The 17387-nt window shown below is 46.4% G+C and carries 11 protein-coding genes; 7 read left to right on the top strand and 4 right to left on the bottom strand.

Features of this window, described 5'->3' with window-relative positions; genetic code table 11:
- Positions 1-12: 12 nt before the first annotated feature.
- The 7 genes from kynU to K9J17_03920 all read left to right on the top strand — a co-directional run bounded on the left by kynU (position 13) and on the right by K9J17_03920 (position 10543).
- A complete protein-coding gene (gene kynU / locus K9J17_03950) occupies positions 13-1275 on the top strand; it encodes a kynureninase (GenBank protein ID MCF8275866.1) in 1263 nt (420 codons plus the stop codon).
- A 92-nt stretch (positions 1276-1367) separates the two neighbouring features.
- Positions 1368-1970, top strand: coding sequence for a ribonuclease HII (locus K9J17_03945; protein MCF8275865.1), 603 nt, complete (start codon positions 1368-1370; stop codon positions 1968-1970).
- The gene (locus tag K9J17_03940; protein MCF8275864.1) at positions 1971-3002 is read left to right on the top strand and encodes an alpha/beta hydrolase; all 1032 of its coding nucleotides are present in this window, start codon (positions 1971-1973) and stop codon (positions 3000-3002) included.
- Between the two features lie 43 nt (positions 3003-3045).
- On the top strand, positions 3046-3696 hold the full coding sequence (locus K9J17_03935; GenBank protein ID MCF8275863.1) for an ABC transporter ATP-binding protein: 651 nt from the start codon (positions 3046-3048) through the stop codon (positions 3694-3696).
- A 63-nt stretch (positions 3697-3759) separates the two neighbouring features.
- Positions 3760-6486 (top strand): DUF3352 domain-containing protein, encoded by a 2727-nt coding sequence (locus tag K9J17_03930; GenBank protein ID MCF8275862.1) that lies wholly within the window; start codon positions 3760-3762, stop codon positions 6484-6486.
- Between the two features lie 47 nt (positions 6487-6533).
- A complete protein-coding gene (locus K9J17_03925) occupies positions 6534-8189 on the top strand; it encodes a hypothetical protein (GenBank protein ID MCF8275861.1) in 1656 nt (551 codons plus the stop codon).
- Positions 8190-8212: 23 nt separating this feature from the next.
- Positions 8213-10543 carry a DUF5723 family protein gene (locus K9J17_03920; protein MCF8275860.1) on the top strand — a complete coding sequence of 777 codons (2331 nt, stop codon included), beginning with the start codon at positions 8213-8215 and terminating at the stop codon, positions 10541-10543.
- 201 nt (positions 10544-10744) lie between these two features.
- Here the strand turns inward: K9J17_03920 and K9J17_03915 are convergent, their stop codons facing one another.
- The 4 genes from K9J17_03915 to K9J17_03900 all read right to left on the bottom strand — a co-directional run bounded on the left by K9J17_03915 (position 10745) and on the right by K9J17_03900 (position 17338).
- A complete protein-coding gene (locus tag K9J17_03915; GenBank protein MCF8275859.1) occupies positions 10745-12331 on the bottom strand; it encodes a hypothetical protein in 1587 nt (528 codons plus the stop codon).
- A gap of 229 nt (positions 12332-12560) precedes the next feature.
- On the bottom strand, positions 12561-14087 hold the full coding sequence (locus K9J17_03910) for an aminotransferase class V-fold PLP-dependent enzyme (protein MCF8275858.1): 1527 nt from the start codon (positions 14085-14087) through the stop codon (positions 12561-12563).
- A gap of 133 nt (positions 14088-14220) precedes the next feature.
- Positions 14221-14856, bottom strand: coding sequence for a response regulator transcription factor (locus K9J17_03905; protein ID MCF8275857.1), 636 nt, complete (start codon positions 14854-14856; stop codon positions 14221-14223).
- A gap of 70 nt (positions 14857-14926) precedes the next feature.
- The gene (locus K9J17_03900) at positions 14927-17338 is read right to left on the bottom strand and encodes a thioredoxin family protein (GenBank protein MCF8275856.1); all 2412 of its coding nucleotides are present in this window, start codon (positions 17336-17338) and stop codon (positions 14927-14929) included.
- Between the last annotated feature and the right edge of the window lie 49 nt (positions 17339-17387).

Raw genomic sequence — 17387 nt, 5'->3', positions numbered from 1 at the left:
GACATTTGCCGTATGCAGTTCGAGAACACAAAAGCATTTGCGCAAAAACTGGATGAGAGTGATTCGTTAAAGGATTACCGCAATCGTTTCCATCATCCAAAATTGAATGGAAAACCCGCCACCTATTTCTGTGGAAACTCCTTGGGTTTGGAGCCAAAAACCGCCAAGGAGTTCGTCAATCAGGAATTGGATGATTGGGCAGAATTTGCGGTGGAAGGACACTTTCACGCCAAAACGCCTTGGTTCAGTTATCAGGATATTTTCCCAGAGCAATTGAGCAAGTTGGTTGGAGCACTTCCGAAAGAAGTGACAGTGATGAACGGCTTGACGGTAAACCTTCATTTGTTGATGGTTTCGTTCTACAACCCGAGAGGGAAACGCTACAAGATCATCTGCGAAGCAAAGGCTTTTCCAAGCGATCAATACGCGTTGGAAAGTCAGGTGAAACATCACGGCTACGAGCCTGAGGATGCCATCATTGAAATTGCCCCACGAAAAGGCGAAGACCTGATTCGGGAAGAAGATATTCTGAACGCGATTTCGGAAAATGGAGATGAAATTGCCTTGGTGATGTTCGGTGGTGTGAATTACTATACTGGTCAGGTTTTCGATATGAAAACAATAACTGAAGCAGGACATAAAGTAGGCGCTCAGGTTGGTTTTGATCTTGCCCATGGAGCGGGAAATATTCTACTTCAACTGCACGATTGGAATGTTGATTTCGCCTGTTGGTGCAGCTACAAATACTTGAATTCCGGTCCTGGGAATGTTTCGGGAATGTTTGTGCACGAGCGTCATTGCAACAACCCAGAACTCAATCGTTTTGCGGGTTGGTGGGGCAACGATCCTGATTCACGATTCAAAATGCAACCCGGATTTGTTCCTGCTGAAGGCGCGCGTGGATGGCAATTGAGCAACGTTCCAGTTTTTGGAATGGCGGTACATAAATCGGCTTTGGATATTCACGCAGAAGTTGGCATGGATAAGCTTCGCGAAAAAAGCCTGAAACTGACAGGATATTTGGAGTTCCTGTTGGATGATCTGAACTCGAAAGATGTTCGCATCATCACGCCACGAGACCCCGAAAAGCGCGGTTGCCAAATTTCGATTTTTGTAGACAACGAAGCGAAGAAACTGCACCAAGCATTGCTTGATGAAAACGTAATTACCGATTACCGCGAACCGAATGTGATTCGCTTGGCTCCTGTCCCACTCTACAATTCGTTTGAAGATGTTTGGACGTTTGTTGATATTCTAAGGCAACATTTGGGTTAACCGCAAAGGCGCTGAGACTTCGCAAAGAGCGCGAAGTTTTCTTTGATTTCTTTGTGTCCTTTGCGCAACCTTTGCGTCTTAGCGGTCAAACAATGCTCATTCACACATTTCAAACTGAACTTTTAGAAGCTGGCTGCGATGAAGCAGGACGTGGTTGCTTGGCCGGACCAGTGGTTGCCGCTGCCGTCATTCTAGATCCAAACAATCCGATTGAAGGATTGGACGACAGCAAGAAGATCAACGAAAAAACGAGGGAATTACTTCGGTCAGAAATTGAAGCAAAGGCCTTGGCCTGGGCGGTTGGAATTGTGACCAACGTAGAGATTGATGAGATCAACATTCTAAAAGGGAGTTTTGTGGCCATGCATCGCGCATTGGATCAATTGAAAACCAAACCTCAACTCATTATTGTGGACGGGAACCGATTCATCCCATATAAAAAGATACCGCACGAAACGATTGTGAAAGGCGATGGCAAATACCAGAACATCGCGGCTGCCTCCATCTTGGCAAAAACGCATCGGGATGAGATCATGCGCCAACTGCATCTTCAATATCCTCATTTTGGTTGGGATCGGAACAAAGGCTATCCGACCAAAGAGCATCGTTTAGGCATTCGAAAGCACGGCCCAACTGAATGGCACCGCATGAGTTTTCAGTTACTTCAGCCCGAATTACCCTTCAAAGAGATTTAAATGTTTAAGAAAATCATTCTCATTTTCGGTCTGTTTGTAGTCACGGCTATTGCAGCATTGGTTATTTACGTTCACGCTTCGGCCGTTAAGTTCACGCCTGAGCAAGAGCAGCGATTGGAAGCTGCGATCAAATTGCCGATTCAACCGCATACTGGAATTGAAGGATACGCTCACAACGGTGACACCAAAATCTGGTATGATGTTCAAACGCCTTCAGATTCCATCCGAGGAACCGTTGTTCTTATCATGGGACTTGCGGCTGATGCGTTGGCTTGGCCAACGTTTTTCAACCATGGACTTCTTGCCAAGGGCTACCAAGTAATCCGCTTGGATAACCGAGGCGTTGGCATGTCGGCTTGGGATGATTTCGATCCAGAACATCCGTATTCACTTTCCGATATGTCGGATGATGTGCTGGCGGTGATGGACGCGCTTGAAATTGAAAAGGCGCACATCTGTGGCGTTTCGCTGGGTGGAATGATCGGGCAAACGCTTTGCATCGAGCATCCCGAAAGAGCAATCAGTCTAACCTCAATGATGTCCACTCCGTGGATCATGGATCCTGAACTTCCAGAGCTGAAAACGGATTGTTTCAAGGAGATAGGCATTAACATGATGGTTTACGGTTTGAGCGATAATGAGCTTGACGCCTTGAAGATGAGTTGTGCAACCCTCACTATTTTGGCGGCATCCGAGCAATATGACCTTGATATTGAACGAATCGCTCAAGCCACGCTGTACAATCTGCGCAGTCGGAAAGGTTACAACCGATCATCGAGCAGACAACAATCGGCAGCCATCGAACGCTCCGGTTCGCGCATCAACGCACTGAAAAGTCTTTCTACCCCAACATTGGTTATCCACGGAAAATCAGATCCTCTCATTCCATTTGAACACGGGGTGAAAACAGCCGAACTGATTCCGAATGCAGAAACCCTTTGGGTTGATGGATTGGGACATATGATTCCCGAAGTTTACTCGGATACGATCGTATCGAAAATGGTCTCGTTCTACGAAAGCTTGTCCAACTAAAGTTGATTCAGGACGTGGAAGAATCTCGCATATCTTCGCAGTGATGATCATCGCGGAAAACATCCGAAAAAAATATGGCGAACTGGAAGTTCTGAAAGGCGTAAGTCTTCAGATAAACGAAGGTGAGATCGTAAGCATTGTAGGAGCTTCAGGCGCGGGAAAATCAACGCTACTTCATATAATCGGCACGTTAGACAAACCTGATTCTGGAACCCTTTCGATAAAAGGAATTGAGGCTGGAAAACTGAAGGATAAGAAGTTGTCAGATTTCCGAAATCGCGCCATCGGTTTTGTCTTTCAGTTCCATCATCTGTTGCCAGAGTTCACTGCGTTGGAAAACGTTTGTATTCCAGCCTTCATTGCTGGCAAAAGCCAAGCAGAGGCTGAAATGAAAGCCACCGAACTTCTTGGTTTTCTGGGTTTGGCGGAGCGTATACACCACAAGCCTTCTGAGCTTTCTGGTGGAGAACAACAACGGGTTGCTGTGGCGCGCGCATTGGTCAACCAACCAGCGGTTGTTCTGGCAGATGAGCCATCCGGAAACCTCGACAGTCAATCAGCAAAGGAACTGCATCAGATGTTCTTTGACCTGCGTGATAAGTTCAATCAGACCTTCGTGATTGTAACACATAATGAAGAATTGGCCAATATGGCCGACCGTAAATTGGAAATGAAGGATGGACAGATCATTTAGTCCCTTCGGTCCAAATACTAACTTTGCCTTTATCGCGTACCTTTTTGCATACAACCCCATTCCGTGAAAAAGCTTTTCATCGTACTCATCATTCTGGGCACTGCAGGTGTCGGTGGATGGCTGTACTGGAATTCGCTTCAAAAGGCTGAAACATCTTCCGACCCTGTGGATGCCATTCCGCTTTCGGCTGCGGTGGTGATCAGTTATCCAGATCTTGCTGCTGCATGGGAGAAATTTCAATCTCAGGATTACGCCAAGGTGCTTGGTTCTGTCGAGCAATTTGAAGGTTTTTTCACACGTAATTCCCGATTGGATTCGGTTCTGCGTCTGGATCCAGAGGTTCATGCACTTTTAGCTGGCGGCACACTTTGGTCGTCTTATCATTCTAAGAACGATTCGTTGCTGGTTTTCTACGCTTTGCAATCCAAAGACGGGAATTCGAAAAACGCGTTGGAACTTCTCAAAAACGCCTTCTCATCAACAAGCACCATCACAGAACAGCAATTGGGAGAACGGTCCGTTTTTAAGATCGTTTTCACAGACCCGTATGACGTGCTTTTCTGTTCAAATTCGAATGGATTGGTGCTTGCAAGTTCTGACCTGCAGTTGTTGCAAGAATCCTTCAGTCAGTTAGAAAATGGGCGTTCCTTGCGTGAGGATCTGGGATTTTCGAACGCGCTGGAGGCCACTGGAAAGAATGTGGAGGCCAACGTTTTCATCAACTACGCGAAACTTCCAGAATATCTTTCTAGAATCCTCAAACCTGATCTAGTGAGCGATCGATCGATGATTGCTGACTTTGCATCGTGGACCGTGCTGGATGCAAACGTGAAATCTGAAGGTCTTACGTTCAACGGCTTTTCGTATGTGAGCGATTCTCTACCACAGTTTCTGAGTCTTTTCTTGAATCAGCAACCACAGACGATTTCGTTTCCCGAAATTCTGCCATCGAATACGGCAACATTCCTATTCTTCGGCATTGAGGATGCGATTTCATTCTCGAGCGATTACCGCGAGCTGTTGAACCGCTTCGGCAAACTGAAAGCGATTGACGGCAAACTGGACAGCCTAAACACCCTTTATGGAGTAGATATTGAACAGAACCTGCTTGCATGGATCGGTCATTCGTTCGGGTTTTGTGCTTTAGAGCCGCAAGCAATGGTCGCTGGTTCCAATCGGTTCTTGGTGTTCGATTCTCGATCTGCCGACCTTGCCTCGAAACTGCTGAGCGACCTTGGTGAAGCGCTCAGTTCCAAGAATGGAATTGAAGCCGTTACCGTTGATCAGAACGGAGTTGACATACGCCAACTTGCGCTGAATGGAATTCTGAAAGATATGTTCGGTGATGTTTTTGACGGTTATGAAAATCCGTTTTACATGGTTTTGGATAAGCATGTGGTCTTCGGCTCAACTCCAGAATCGCTGACCCAATACCTCACTTACATACAGGCCGATAGGACGCTGGCAAAAGAACTTTCGTTTTCACGATTTTCTGAAAATCTAGGGTCAAGCTTCAACGTATTCTCTTATCATCAACTTTCCAGATCAAAGAGCATGCTTCACTCCTATTTGAGTAAAGAAGCTAACAGCATCATGGATAAGAATTCAGCGCTTTCGACCAGTTTTGAAGCCGTTGGAACACAATTATCTACCACTGGAAAATCGTTCTACTCCAATGTTTTCCTGAAATACAATCCAGATTGGAAGAACACCAAAGAATCGGTTTGGGAAGCCGAAATGAGTGGTAAGGCACAGATTCCGCCTGTGTTTGTAACCAACCATGTAAGTGGCGAACAGGAAATTCTTGTGCAGGACGAGACCAATGCACTTTATCTCTTCAATATGATGGGACAGCAACTTTTCAAAGTTGAGATTTCTGAACCCATCGAAAGTCGACCTGTTCAAGTTGATGCTTTAAAGAACGGAAAGCTTCAGTACATCTTTAACACCAAGAATTTCATCCATCTGATAGACCGAGATGGAAATTCGGTAGATGGTTTTCCCTTGGAATTGGATTCTCCTGCTGAAACCGAACTAGCCGTTTTTGACTACGATAAAAACAACGATTACCGCTTGCTGATTGCTTGCAAGAACAAGCACATTTACAACTTCGATATCAAGGGCAAGCCTGTGAGTGGCTGGAAACATACCCGTTCCACTGACCCGACCGTACAACCATTCAAGCATCTCTTAGTATCTGGCAAGGATTACCTGATCACTGGAGAAACGAGTGGGAAAATACACCTGCTGGACCGTGGAGGAAAAAACCGAGTGAAGGTTGAGAAGCGAGTTGAACCATCGGTGCACAATCATCTTCAGGTGTTCAAGTCATCCGAAGTGGCCTTTACGGGAGCTTACATCACAGATGTGCAGGGGAAAATATACCGCATTGCATTAGATGGAGATGTGCAGCCAATGGATCTGGGCAAATACAGTCCTGAGCATTATTTTTTCGTTTGCGACCTAGACAAAGATGGCGGACCTGAATTCGTTTTCTCCGATTTGAATGTGCTTCACGTATTCAACTACAAGAAGCAAAAAGTATTTGAGCAGCGCATAGACCCAACTGCTACAGCTCCGTTCATCATCGACCTAGGCGACCAAGGCGCTGGAATCGGTTATTGCTACAAAGACCCGCAGCAGCTTGTGCTTTTCAACCCAAAAGGCCAAATGGTGGAAGGATTTCCATTGAGCGGTAATTCGAAATTCGCGGTAAGCAATGCTGAGTCGGGAATGATGGTGATCAGTGCTGGCAATGACAATGCTCTGTCCATCCAAACGCTTCGCTAGGTTTTAAGTTCCTATTTTCGCAATCTAAGCGACACAATTCTATCGTCATGAGAAATTACCGTTCAGGCAGTATTGCCGCCCTTTTTATTTTTTCCGGAATGCTGATCAGCCTATCGGGTTGCTACAAAGACAACTTCGATTTTGACAGAATGAAAGAAGACATGGTAACATGGGAGCCGGACATTGCATTTCCTATTGTCTATTCCGTTCTGGATGCTGAGGAGATCATCAGCATGTCTGATTCAACGAACGTCTATGAATATGACCCAGACAATTTCATCACGTTGATCTATCGCAGACGTGTTTTCTCCCAAACGCTGAACGACTTTTTTCAGTTGCCACAATTTCAGACGATGAACAGCACCATGAACCTTGATGCTGCCGAAATCAACACCTTCAATTCTACTCAAACGGTGCAAACTGCGCTGAACACGGGCATGACCTTGGGTCTAACAGGCCCAGGAGGTTCGCAATTGGATAAGATCGTTTTCCAAAGCGGAAATATGAATATCGCCTTTACCAGCAATTTTGAACACAGCGGTAATTTGCTCGTCACGTTGCCAGAATTACGCTTGAATGGAGTGCCATTTTCGCAATCATACCCAATTGTTTACCAAGGCGGTGCTGTAAATGTGGATATGAATATTCCACTTGCGGGCTACGAAATGGACGTTAACAGCGGCAGCGGCCCGAACACCTTTCCAATCAATTATCTGCTTACGCTGAACCAAGGTGGCGGAGCAACACCAACATCTGCAAACCAAGTTCAGATCAATCATTCATTTGAGAGTTTGAGAATGGCATTTGCAGATGGCTATTTCGGAAACTTCAGCCTTGCCATAGATCCAGGAGAAGTGCATTTGGATATTGTGGAAGGAAATCACACAGGAACAATCTATTTCGAGGATCCGAAGTTTAAATTGAAAGTGAAGAACACGATCGGTGCTGAAATGAATGTGAGCATCAACGAGCTTTATGCAACAGGCAATCCAGGTCAATTGAATCTGGACATTTCAAGCCTTATACCAAGTGGTCAATTCATCATTCCTCCAGCGCCTTCGATTGGAGACTCAACCAAGCTCGAGTACTATTTCACTCAAAACAATAGCAACATCAAACCTGTCATAAACAATCAATACGATAAGATCTATTATGCTGTGGGAGCATCCGTAAATCCCAACGGAACGGCATACAACTTTGCCACATTGAACAGTTCGGTTGAGGTTGTGGCAGATGTTGAACTTCCATTTTGGGGATATTCTAACCATTTCACCATCATCGATACAGTAGAAGTGCCATTTGATGACGTTTCTACGCTTGCAGACAATATTGAAAAAGGCATGTTGCGGATCAATACAGTAAGCCATTTCCCTGTTGATGGATTGCTGAAATTGTATTTCGCAGATTCGACCTATGCACTTACCGACTCTGTTCTTACGGACGGTTCGTATATCATCCGTTCAGGAACGGTGAATGCAGATGGAAAAACCATTACATCAACACAAACAAACAACGACATTGAACTTGACAGAGCTCGGATTGATCATTTATTTGAGTCAAGGTATCTGTTGATTTCGGCCGACATCACCTCTACAGATGATGCTGGAAGAAACGTCAAGCTTTACACTGAAGACAACATTGAAGTGCACATCGGACTTCGGGTTAAACTGAAGGCGAGCCCTTCGGTAATTGATGAATTTTAATACAACGACCAGACCAACCAATCATGGCGTACCCACTATTCAAGAAAAGCCTTTCATTTCTCGCAATCATCATGTTGATGCTCGGCTCCTATCAGGCCAAGGCGCAGTACGATTTTACCATGCAGGGAATGACACTCGTTCCGCAGCGTATGTATATCAACCCTGCGTTTGTCCCAGATAGTAAATGGCACATCGGCATTCCTGCGCTTAGCAGCAATCACATCACCCTTGGATACAATGGTCATGCTTATTCTCAGCTTATTAAGAAAGATGCGAACGATTCGCTTTATGTTGATCTGCAAGGCGCGTTGGATAAGATGGGTAAGAACAACTACCTGACGATGAATGCGAAGATCGATCTGCTCTCATTCAGTTTCACCTTTGGGCCCGATGCCAACAACTTCATCTATGTAAACAGCTCGCTAAGAGTTGCTTCGCGCTTCACGCTTCCGAAAAAAGGATTGGAATTCCTTTGGAAAGGAAACGGGGCTTTTTTGGGTGAGGAAATCGACCTATCTAAACTCAATGCAGACGCATCTGTGTATACCGAATACGGAATCAGTTATGCACGGAAGCTGCTTGATAAGAAGCTCCGTGTAGGTATTACCGTGAAATATTTGAACGGAACGGTGAATGTTTCTACCGACAATAGAGGAACATCTATTTACACAGACCCGAACAATTACAACATCACCGCAAAAGCCAATTTCACAGCTCGAACCTCAGGTTTCTTCAACGACATTGATAACGTAAATGCGGCAAAGATCGCCTTCAGCGGAAACCACGGTTTTGCATTCAATCTGGGTGCACATTATATGATCGATGACAAGTGGGAAGTGGCTGCAAGTGCCAATGATCTGGGAATGATCTTCTGGAAAGACAACGTGAAGAGCTACGAGTTGAACGATGCGCAATTCACCTATCAAGGATTGGATCTGGCGCAGTATCTCACGCAGCCAGATAGTGCAGATGTCTTCAATGAGTTTGTCGACACCTTGAAATCCGTGTTCAACATTCAGGAAAAGACCAATACATATAGCACTACACTCAGCTCGCAGATCTATGTAAGTGGCGCTTACAAATTCACCGAAAAAGACCGCTTGGGACTTGATTTCTATGGTGAGATATTCAAAACGCACTTTGAACCTGCAGTGGCCTTGAACTACACGCATAAGTTCGGAACCATCTTCCACCTGAGCGGAAGTTACATGTACAACAACCGCAACTTTGCCAACCTCGGTCTAGGATTTGCCCTCACGCTCGGACCAGTACAATGGTACTTGGCCATGGACAACATCTTGGCGCCAATGATGCCGCAGCATACGCAGAATGCACACTTCCACAGCGGGTTGAACTTCGTTGTAAACTATAAGGAGGGCAAGAAAAGCGACCGTGATGGAGACGGAATTCTGGACAAAGTGGATAACTGCCCAGATCAATTTGGGTTAGAAGCCTATTTAGGATGCCCAGATACGGATTTCGACAGCATTCCTGATCAGGTTGACAACTGCCCAACGGAATTCGGACCTCGCATGAACGGTGGTTGTCCTTGGGGCGATATTGATGCAGATGGCATTACAGATAATGTAGACGAGTGTCCAGATGTTGCTGGCCCTGAAGAGAACAAAGGTTGTCCGTGGGGAGATAGAGATGGGGATACCGTGACCGACAACATAGATGCTTGCCCTGATGTGGCCGGGCCGGTAGATAATAATGGCTGCCCGTGGGGAGATAGAGACAGTGATGGCATTTTGGATAATGATGATCAGTGCCCGAACGAGGCCGGTCCTGCCGAAAACAAGGGTTGCCCGTGGGGAGATAGAGATGGAGATGGCGTGCTAGATAACGTGGACCGTTGCCCTGATGTGCCTGGGCCGGCAGACAATGAGGGCTGCCCGTATCAAGATTCTGATGGAGATGGCGTTATCGACCTTGAAGACGAGTGTCCGCGAACGCCAGGCCCGGTTGAAAACAAAGGCTGTCCTGTAATTGAAAAAGAAGAGCAGGAAGTATTGAACACCGCCTTTGATGACCTTGAGTTTGAAACAGGAAGCGATGTGATCAAAGCATCATCCTACCCTTCGCTAGACCAATTGGCAGAAGTGCTTAAGAAAAAAGAGAACTATAAACTGAAGATCGCTGGCCACACAGATAACGTGGGAAGCGATGATGCAAACATGAAACTTTCTGAAAAACGTTCTAAATCGGTAAGCGCTTATTTGACCAACAAAGGTGTTGCAAGCAGCAAATTTGTGGTAGAATGGTTTGGCGAAAGCAAACCTGCCTATCCGAACGATACGCCAGAAGGACGTGCCAAGAACCGTAGGGTAGAAATGGAAGTGGTGTTTGACTAAGAGCTGCCAACGCCAAGTGGGTTTGGAAAAGGCGCTTATTATTCCAGTCAAAAAATTACCTGAATATGCGGTTCTATGTCAGAGGTTTTTGTAATTCCGAGGAAGAAGGAATCTCTGTATCGAAGGATAACAGAAAAGAGATGCTTCCATTCGACTTCGCTCAGGGCAGGCTCTCCGCAAGCAATACATAACAAGGACCTTCTACTTATTTAACTCAGCATAAATAGGCCGCATCTTCTTAAAGAGCTTTTTGAAGGTCTTCAACTGCTTATCGTAGTAGGCAAAGTTTTCTGGTTGCGGTTCGAATACCTTCTTCACCTTGAGCTTGGTTTTCATCTCCTCGTAGGTGACCAGACCAAGGTTATTAAAACAAACAGCTGCAATGCCCTTGGTATTTGCCTGCCGAGGTTCGTCCATAACGTGCACCGGGATCTTCAGGGCATCGGCACAGATCTGAGCAGATGTTTCCCACATGGCGCCTCCTCCCGTAAAGTTCACCTTCTTGATCTTGCCCTTGAGGTTCTTTTCCTTGAGTTCGAGCATCCACTTAAAGTTCATGGCATACGATTCGAATACTGCGCGTATCATATCGTTCCTCGAGTTGTCGGGACTTAGATTGATGAAGCCGCCACGCATATTGCCATCCGGCTCAGGGAAAGTGGCACCGAATATCCACGGGAGAAAAATGACACCGTTGCACCCGATGGGCGATTGGGCCGCCATGACGTCTGCGATCTTCGCGTAATGTTCATCCGTTTCGGCATTGATGTGTGTAAGCGAATCGGCCACGCGGAAGAACCCTTCCAGCAGATAGTTCAGTGCTTTGGCGCCAGCGCCTGCCTCGCCCACCATGATGAATTTGTTGGGCACCGGACTGCTGACCGAATAAATGGCGTTCAGAATATCGAAGGTTCTGTTCTCTATTACCACACCGGTGTTCAAAGTGGTGCCGATCTCAATCACCATATCAAGGTCGTCAAAACCGCCACCTCCGAGCATACACGCGGTGGTATCCTGCATGCCCGAAAACACCCGTACATTTTCAGAGATACCGAGCTTTTCTATCACCTCCTTGGTGGGGGCTCCGAGGTCGGCACCCACAGGCAGAATGTCTGGGAAACGATCACTATCGAGCCCCAATGCATCTATCAGATTCTTGTTGTAGGTTCCTTTGCTCCATGCCGCTTTTTTGATCATGGCATAGGTAAAACCCGTGTTCTCGTTTGTTTGGAACTTGCCCGTCAGCTTCATGCTGATGAAATCGGAAGGCTCCATCACCTTGTAAGTCTTTTTCCACACATCGGGCTTCTCGTTTTTGAGCAGCAGCATGTGGCACGATGCGCCAACGCCCCAAATAACAGGCGGTATGCCCACAGAAGAGAGCCATCGCAGCAACTTGAAAACATTATAACCTTCTATGGCGGGAAAGCTCCCAAGCTTTTCCCTAACGTACTTTTCGGCCCGAAGGTCTTCCCACATAATGACGTTGTGGGTCGGATTCCCGTCTTTATCAACAGGCACAGAACTGAAATATTGGGCACAATTACCGATGGCAACAATACGGTTGGCCGTGCCAGACTCTTCAATCACCTCTTTGGATAGCAGCATGATCTGTGACCACCATTCGTTGGCATCCTGCTCCACTCCTTTGCCATCTTGCACATAGGTGCTCTCGCAATTACCCGATCGCGTGGCCAGAATTTTACCACTCTCGTCTACAACAGAGATCTTTGGTCCGCTAGAACCAAGGTCGATGGACAGCACGCATTTTGAGATGAGGTTGGTCATGAGAGGTACTAGGATTTAGCAGGTGAGCAATCGTTCAGAACAATAATGAATTCGCAACTCAACTATTTGCGAATATCGATTATCGATTAACGAACTGCGATTGCCCCGCACAACGGGCACTATGCCTGCGGTTCTACGAGTTAAGAGATCCGCACAGACCATAGACATTCTGAAATTTACCATCAGCATCATTCGTTCATCGCAGTTCGTTAATCGTTATTCGTCCATTTTAGAACGGATACGTGCTTTGGGTCACATCGGTGTAAGCAGTTAGCATGGGCATGTACATGGATGGGTCGATCTCCTTCCCTGCTCCACCGTACATCGCTGCCGATTTCGGGTCGCCTTTCTGTGCTTTGGCGTATTCAACTGCCGCTTTCAGATCCTTTTCAAACTCCTCCACAATGGTCGGATTGGTGATCTGCGGACCCGTAATGCAAAAGTGAAATCCGTTCGGATGCTGCTGGCCGTTCATTCGCCAGCCTTTGGTTTTCAGGTGGTCGTTCACATGGTAGATGTTGAACTGATCGGAACCAACTGCCGTGATGAAAAGCGAATCACCGAACAATTTCAATTCAGGGATTGAACGCACCACATTCTTCAGGCGCAGATTCACATCAAAGATCTTCTTGGCGCGATTCAGATAGCCTTCTTTCCCGTAGTGCATCATGGCAGCCCAGGTAGCCGCAAACAATCCACCCGACTTACTACCGTTAAAACCGGTTGAGATGTAAACGCCACCCGGCCAATCTACTTCACCTGAGTATTGATAGCGTCTTAGCTTCTCGTTGCTGAACAGCACGGTTGATGTTCCCTTGAGCGCATAACCGTACTTGTGCGTATCGGCAGAAATGGCCGTAACCCCAGGCAGACGGAAATCGAACACCGGACACTCAATGCCCAGCGGCTCTGCCCAAGCAAGGATGAATCCACCAAGGCAGCCATCCACGTGCATTCCGATTCCGTGTTTAAGCGCAAGAGCTGAGATCTTCTCCAATGGGTCGATGATACCGTGGCCGTAGTTCCCTGCCGAACCAATTACCATTACTGTATTGGACGTGATCTTACTTTCCATATCGGCCACATCTGCTTGGAAATTCTCATCCAATTTGACTGGCACCGCTTTCATGTTCAAGTAATGCGCGGCTTTGAAGAAGGCAGGATGTGCCGAAACAGGAAGCACGATCTCTGGTTGCGTGATATTCTTCTGATCCACACCCCATTCTCTGTGAGCATATACCGATTGAAAGATACTGTCGGTGCCGCCTGTTGTCAGCGACCCGCAGGCCTTTTCCTCAGGATTGCGCTTGTTCACCGCATCGCCATTGAAAATATCCAGTGTCATGGCAATGATCTCGCCCTCATACTTGGTAAGCGAAGGACACACATCGCGCTGAATGGAATTCACTTGTGAGTAATATCCAAAAGCCTCATTCAGGAAATCGTAATGGTCTTGATCGCCATGATAGAATGAACCGCTGATCTTGCCGCCCTTCCAAGGCGCGCTTTCAAGAGCATGCATTTCTTTGATCTGCGCTAGAATCTCCTCTTTCGACATCGATTTTTCGGGCATCTTCGAGTTAACCGGAAATTTATCTCGGTACGGGAAAAGCGAATTCACCATTTCCGGGTCGTTCCGCATTTCGTTCATTATCAGGTCAATCTTCTTGTCGTCATTCATGCTGCGTTGCACAGCGCGCGCAACAGAAGGCAGGTGTTTGATGATCTTCTTCTCTATAAATTTTGCAATGCCCATTTTGATAAATATCAATTTAAGTTGATGAGGTAAATATAGAACGCAACGACCGTTTTCGCCCAGTTGTTCTAGACGAAGGAAATTACTGAGGATAGAAAGATGAAGGAATCGTTTCGGCTCAAGGCCAGCAGGCTCAGATCAGCGCTGTTTTCAGCGCGTAGCGCACCAATTCTGTGGTAGAATTAACGCCTAATTTCTTGAAGATATTCTTGCGATGCGTGTTGATGGTGTGCACAGACAAGCACATCTTATCAGCCACTTCGGCTGCGGTCAAGCCTTGCGCGATGTATTCCACCACTTCTATTTCGCGCTGCGATAACACGGTCGGAGAACAATCTTCGCCCGCGCCATCCTTCTTCGATTCCGTTACTACATCAAGAATGCGATTGCAATAGAACTTGTCTCCTTTGGCTGTGGCCCGAACGGCATCCAATATCTCCGCTTCGCTGCATTCTTTAGACAGCAACCCTTTTACGGGCTGACGAATAATGCGATTAACAGTAGCTGCGTCTGTGTGGGCCGAAATCACCAATACGTTGGTATCTGGCGCTACGCGGAATACCTTTTGAAGATCTTCGAAAGAGATGTAATCGGCATGATCATAATCGAAAACCAGTAGATCCAAGTTCTCTTTCAGCAGCTTAGGAATGTCTTTTCCATCAGAGCATTCTCCAGCAATTTTGATGTGCTTATCGTGCGAGAAGACATACTTCAGTCCCTCTCTCACCACAAAGTGGGCATCAGCTATTCCTACACGTATCTCGCTCATTATTTAGATAGATTCTAAACAAGCGCAAAGTAACGGGCTAAGGCCGAAGAAAACAAGTGGCAAACGATAATCACTGCGATGCTCCAAAAGACTCGATGCCAGCATCCAACCACTTGATGTATTTATCAATGTCCGGATCGTAAGCTGCAGGTCCGCCCAATTGATTTTCATTGTGGTCAAGTACCACATAGTAAGGCTGAGAATTGGTCCCGAAACGCGTGGCTTGCATATAACTCCATTTGTTTCCAACCGTCCGTAGCTTTTTGGTCTTCCCTCCTATTTCTACTTCAATCTGCTCTTCTTTCGGAAGATCTAATTTCTCATCAACGTAAAGTGAGATGAGCACGTAATCTTCTCGCAAGCGTTTTAAAACGCGCGGGTCGCTCCAAACCTGCTCCTCCATTTTTCGGCAATTGACGCAAGCCCAGCCAGTAAAATCAAGCATGATCGGTTTTCCTGATTCCTTCGCGTAAGCCAAACCTTCCTCGTAATCGTGGAAACACGGCAATCCGTGCGGACAATGCTCTGGCTCACCTACAATTTCACCATTGACTGTAAGAGCATTCTCGGCCACCGACATTTCTCCACCACCGCCAAATCCATTTGGGCTTTCACTATAGAAGTTCGGAGGTGGAAAACCACTGATGATCTTAAGTGGCGCGCCCCACAGACCTGGAATGAGGTAAATGGTGAAAACCAAAACCACCAATCCGAACAAGTATCGTGGAATAGAAAGATTCTTCACCGGACTATCGTGTGGAAACTTGATGAACCCGAAGAGATAAAGCGCAAGCGTTCCGAAAATAGCGATCCAAATGGTGAGGAAAAGTTCTCGCTGCAATAAACCAGCCTGCATTACGAGGTCGGCATTGCTCAAAAATTTGAATGCCAAAGCCAATTCCAAGAGACCAAGTACCACTTTCACAGAATTTAGCCATCCGCCCGATTTCGGCATCGAATTCAACCATCCAGGAAAGGCTGCAAACAAGCCAAAAGGCAATGCCAAGGCCATGCTAAAACCTGTCATTCCCATGATAGGCCCCATTACACCTCCGTTAACTGCAGCCTCAACCAACAGCGTTCCGATAATTGGTCCGGTACAGGAAAAAGATACAAGTGAAAGCGTGAAGGCCATGAAGAAGATACCTATGATTCCGCCTTTGTCTGAGGCTTGATCGGCCTTGTTGACCCATGAACTTGGCAGCGTGATCTCGAATGCTCCAAGGAACGAAATGGCGAAAACCACCAGCAGCACAAAGAAAAACAGATTGAACCAAACATTCGTGCTCAGCGCATTCAAGGCATCGGCACCAAAAGTCACTGTGACCAAAAATCCGAGAACGACATAAATGAAGACAATGAAAGCGCCATAAGTAAGCGCATTGGTGATTCCCTTTGCGCGCGTCTTGCTCTGCTTGGTGAAGAATGAAACGGTAAGCGGAATCATCGGAAAAACGCAAGGAGTCAGAAGCGCTAGTAAACCACCAAGAAAACCTGCTATGAAAATACCGATCCAAGATCTGTCAATTCCACCATCTGCTTCCGAACTGGCTTCGGCCACTGCCCCACTCAATTCAAATTCAAAATCGACTAATTCTGGTGGCAGACAACCATTCTCGTTGCATGCTGAGAATTCAATGGAACCTTTCACGCTGCTAGGCGATGAAAGCAATCTTACTTTCTGAGTGAAAACCGCTTGATCGTAGAAGTAATTCAACTGTTCTCCAATGATGCTATCATATTCTGAAATTGGCTCCGGCTGCGATGGGTCACCTGTCAATTCAGCTCCCGACAGTGGCTGAAAATTGATGACAGTGGCAGTCATCGATTCTTGACCTTTCTCATTCAATGCGTACACGTGCCAACCTTTATCAACGGTGGCCGAAAAACTCAACTCATATTCACCGTTTCCGAGGTCTTTATGACTGAAAGTCCATATGACCGGATCGAATATCTCTGGCTCGGGCGCTTGTTCTGGTTCGGCCAGCCCTTGATCTGCTGGTTTTTCAATAGGAAAATCAACACTTTTTGCCTTAGGAATTTTGAACTCGAAAGGAAGATAATCTGGCGGCAGGCAACGTTCATCGTTGCAGACCATGAATTCCAATTCTCCCTTAACTGTTGTGGCTGCTGGCGATACATTCACCTTTTGAACAAATCGAGCCTTATTCTCGAAATACTTCAACTCAATCCCAAAATTGGGATCCATTTCTTTGTGGCCTTCTCCTTCAGAAACCTTTCCGTTTAGTTTAGCAGTTCCTAGATCTTGAAAAATGAATGACGTTGGTACTGGTCCATCGCCATCGATAAACTGAGAATAGAGATGCCAACCTTTTTCGAGCGCAGCAGAAAAGATGAGGTTCGCTTCTGTTTCGCTAACCCGCTCAGCAGAAAAAGACCACTTTACAGGGTCGTATATTTGAGCGTAAGCACTTGAAAAAACAGATGCTGTGAGTAGCATCGAAAGGAAAAATCTCAACATCTTATCCACTTCTTCTATCGTTCTTAAAATTGGATTGTTCGTACAAATA

The sequence above is a fragment of the Flavobacteriales bacterium genome, from assembly GCA_021739695.1.
GTDB lineage: Bacteria > Bacteroidota > Bacteroidia > UBA10329 > UBA10329 > UBA10329.
This window is presented reverse-complemented; position numbering and strand designations above follow the sequence as displayed.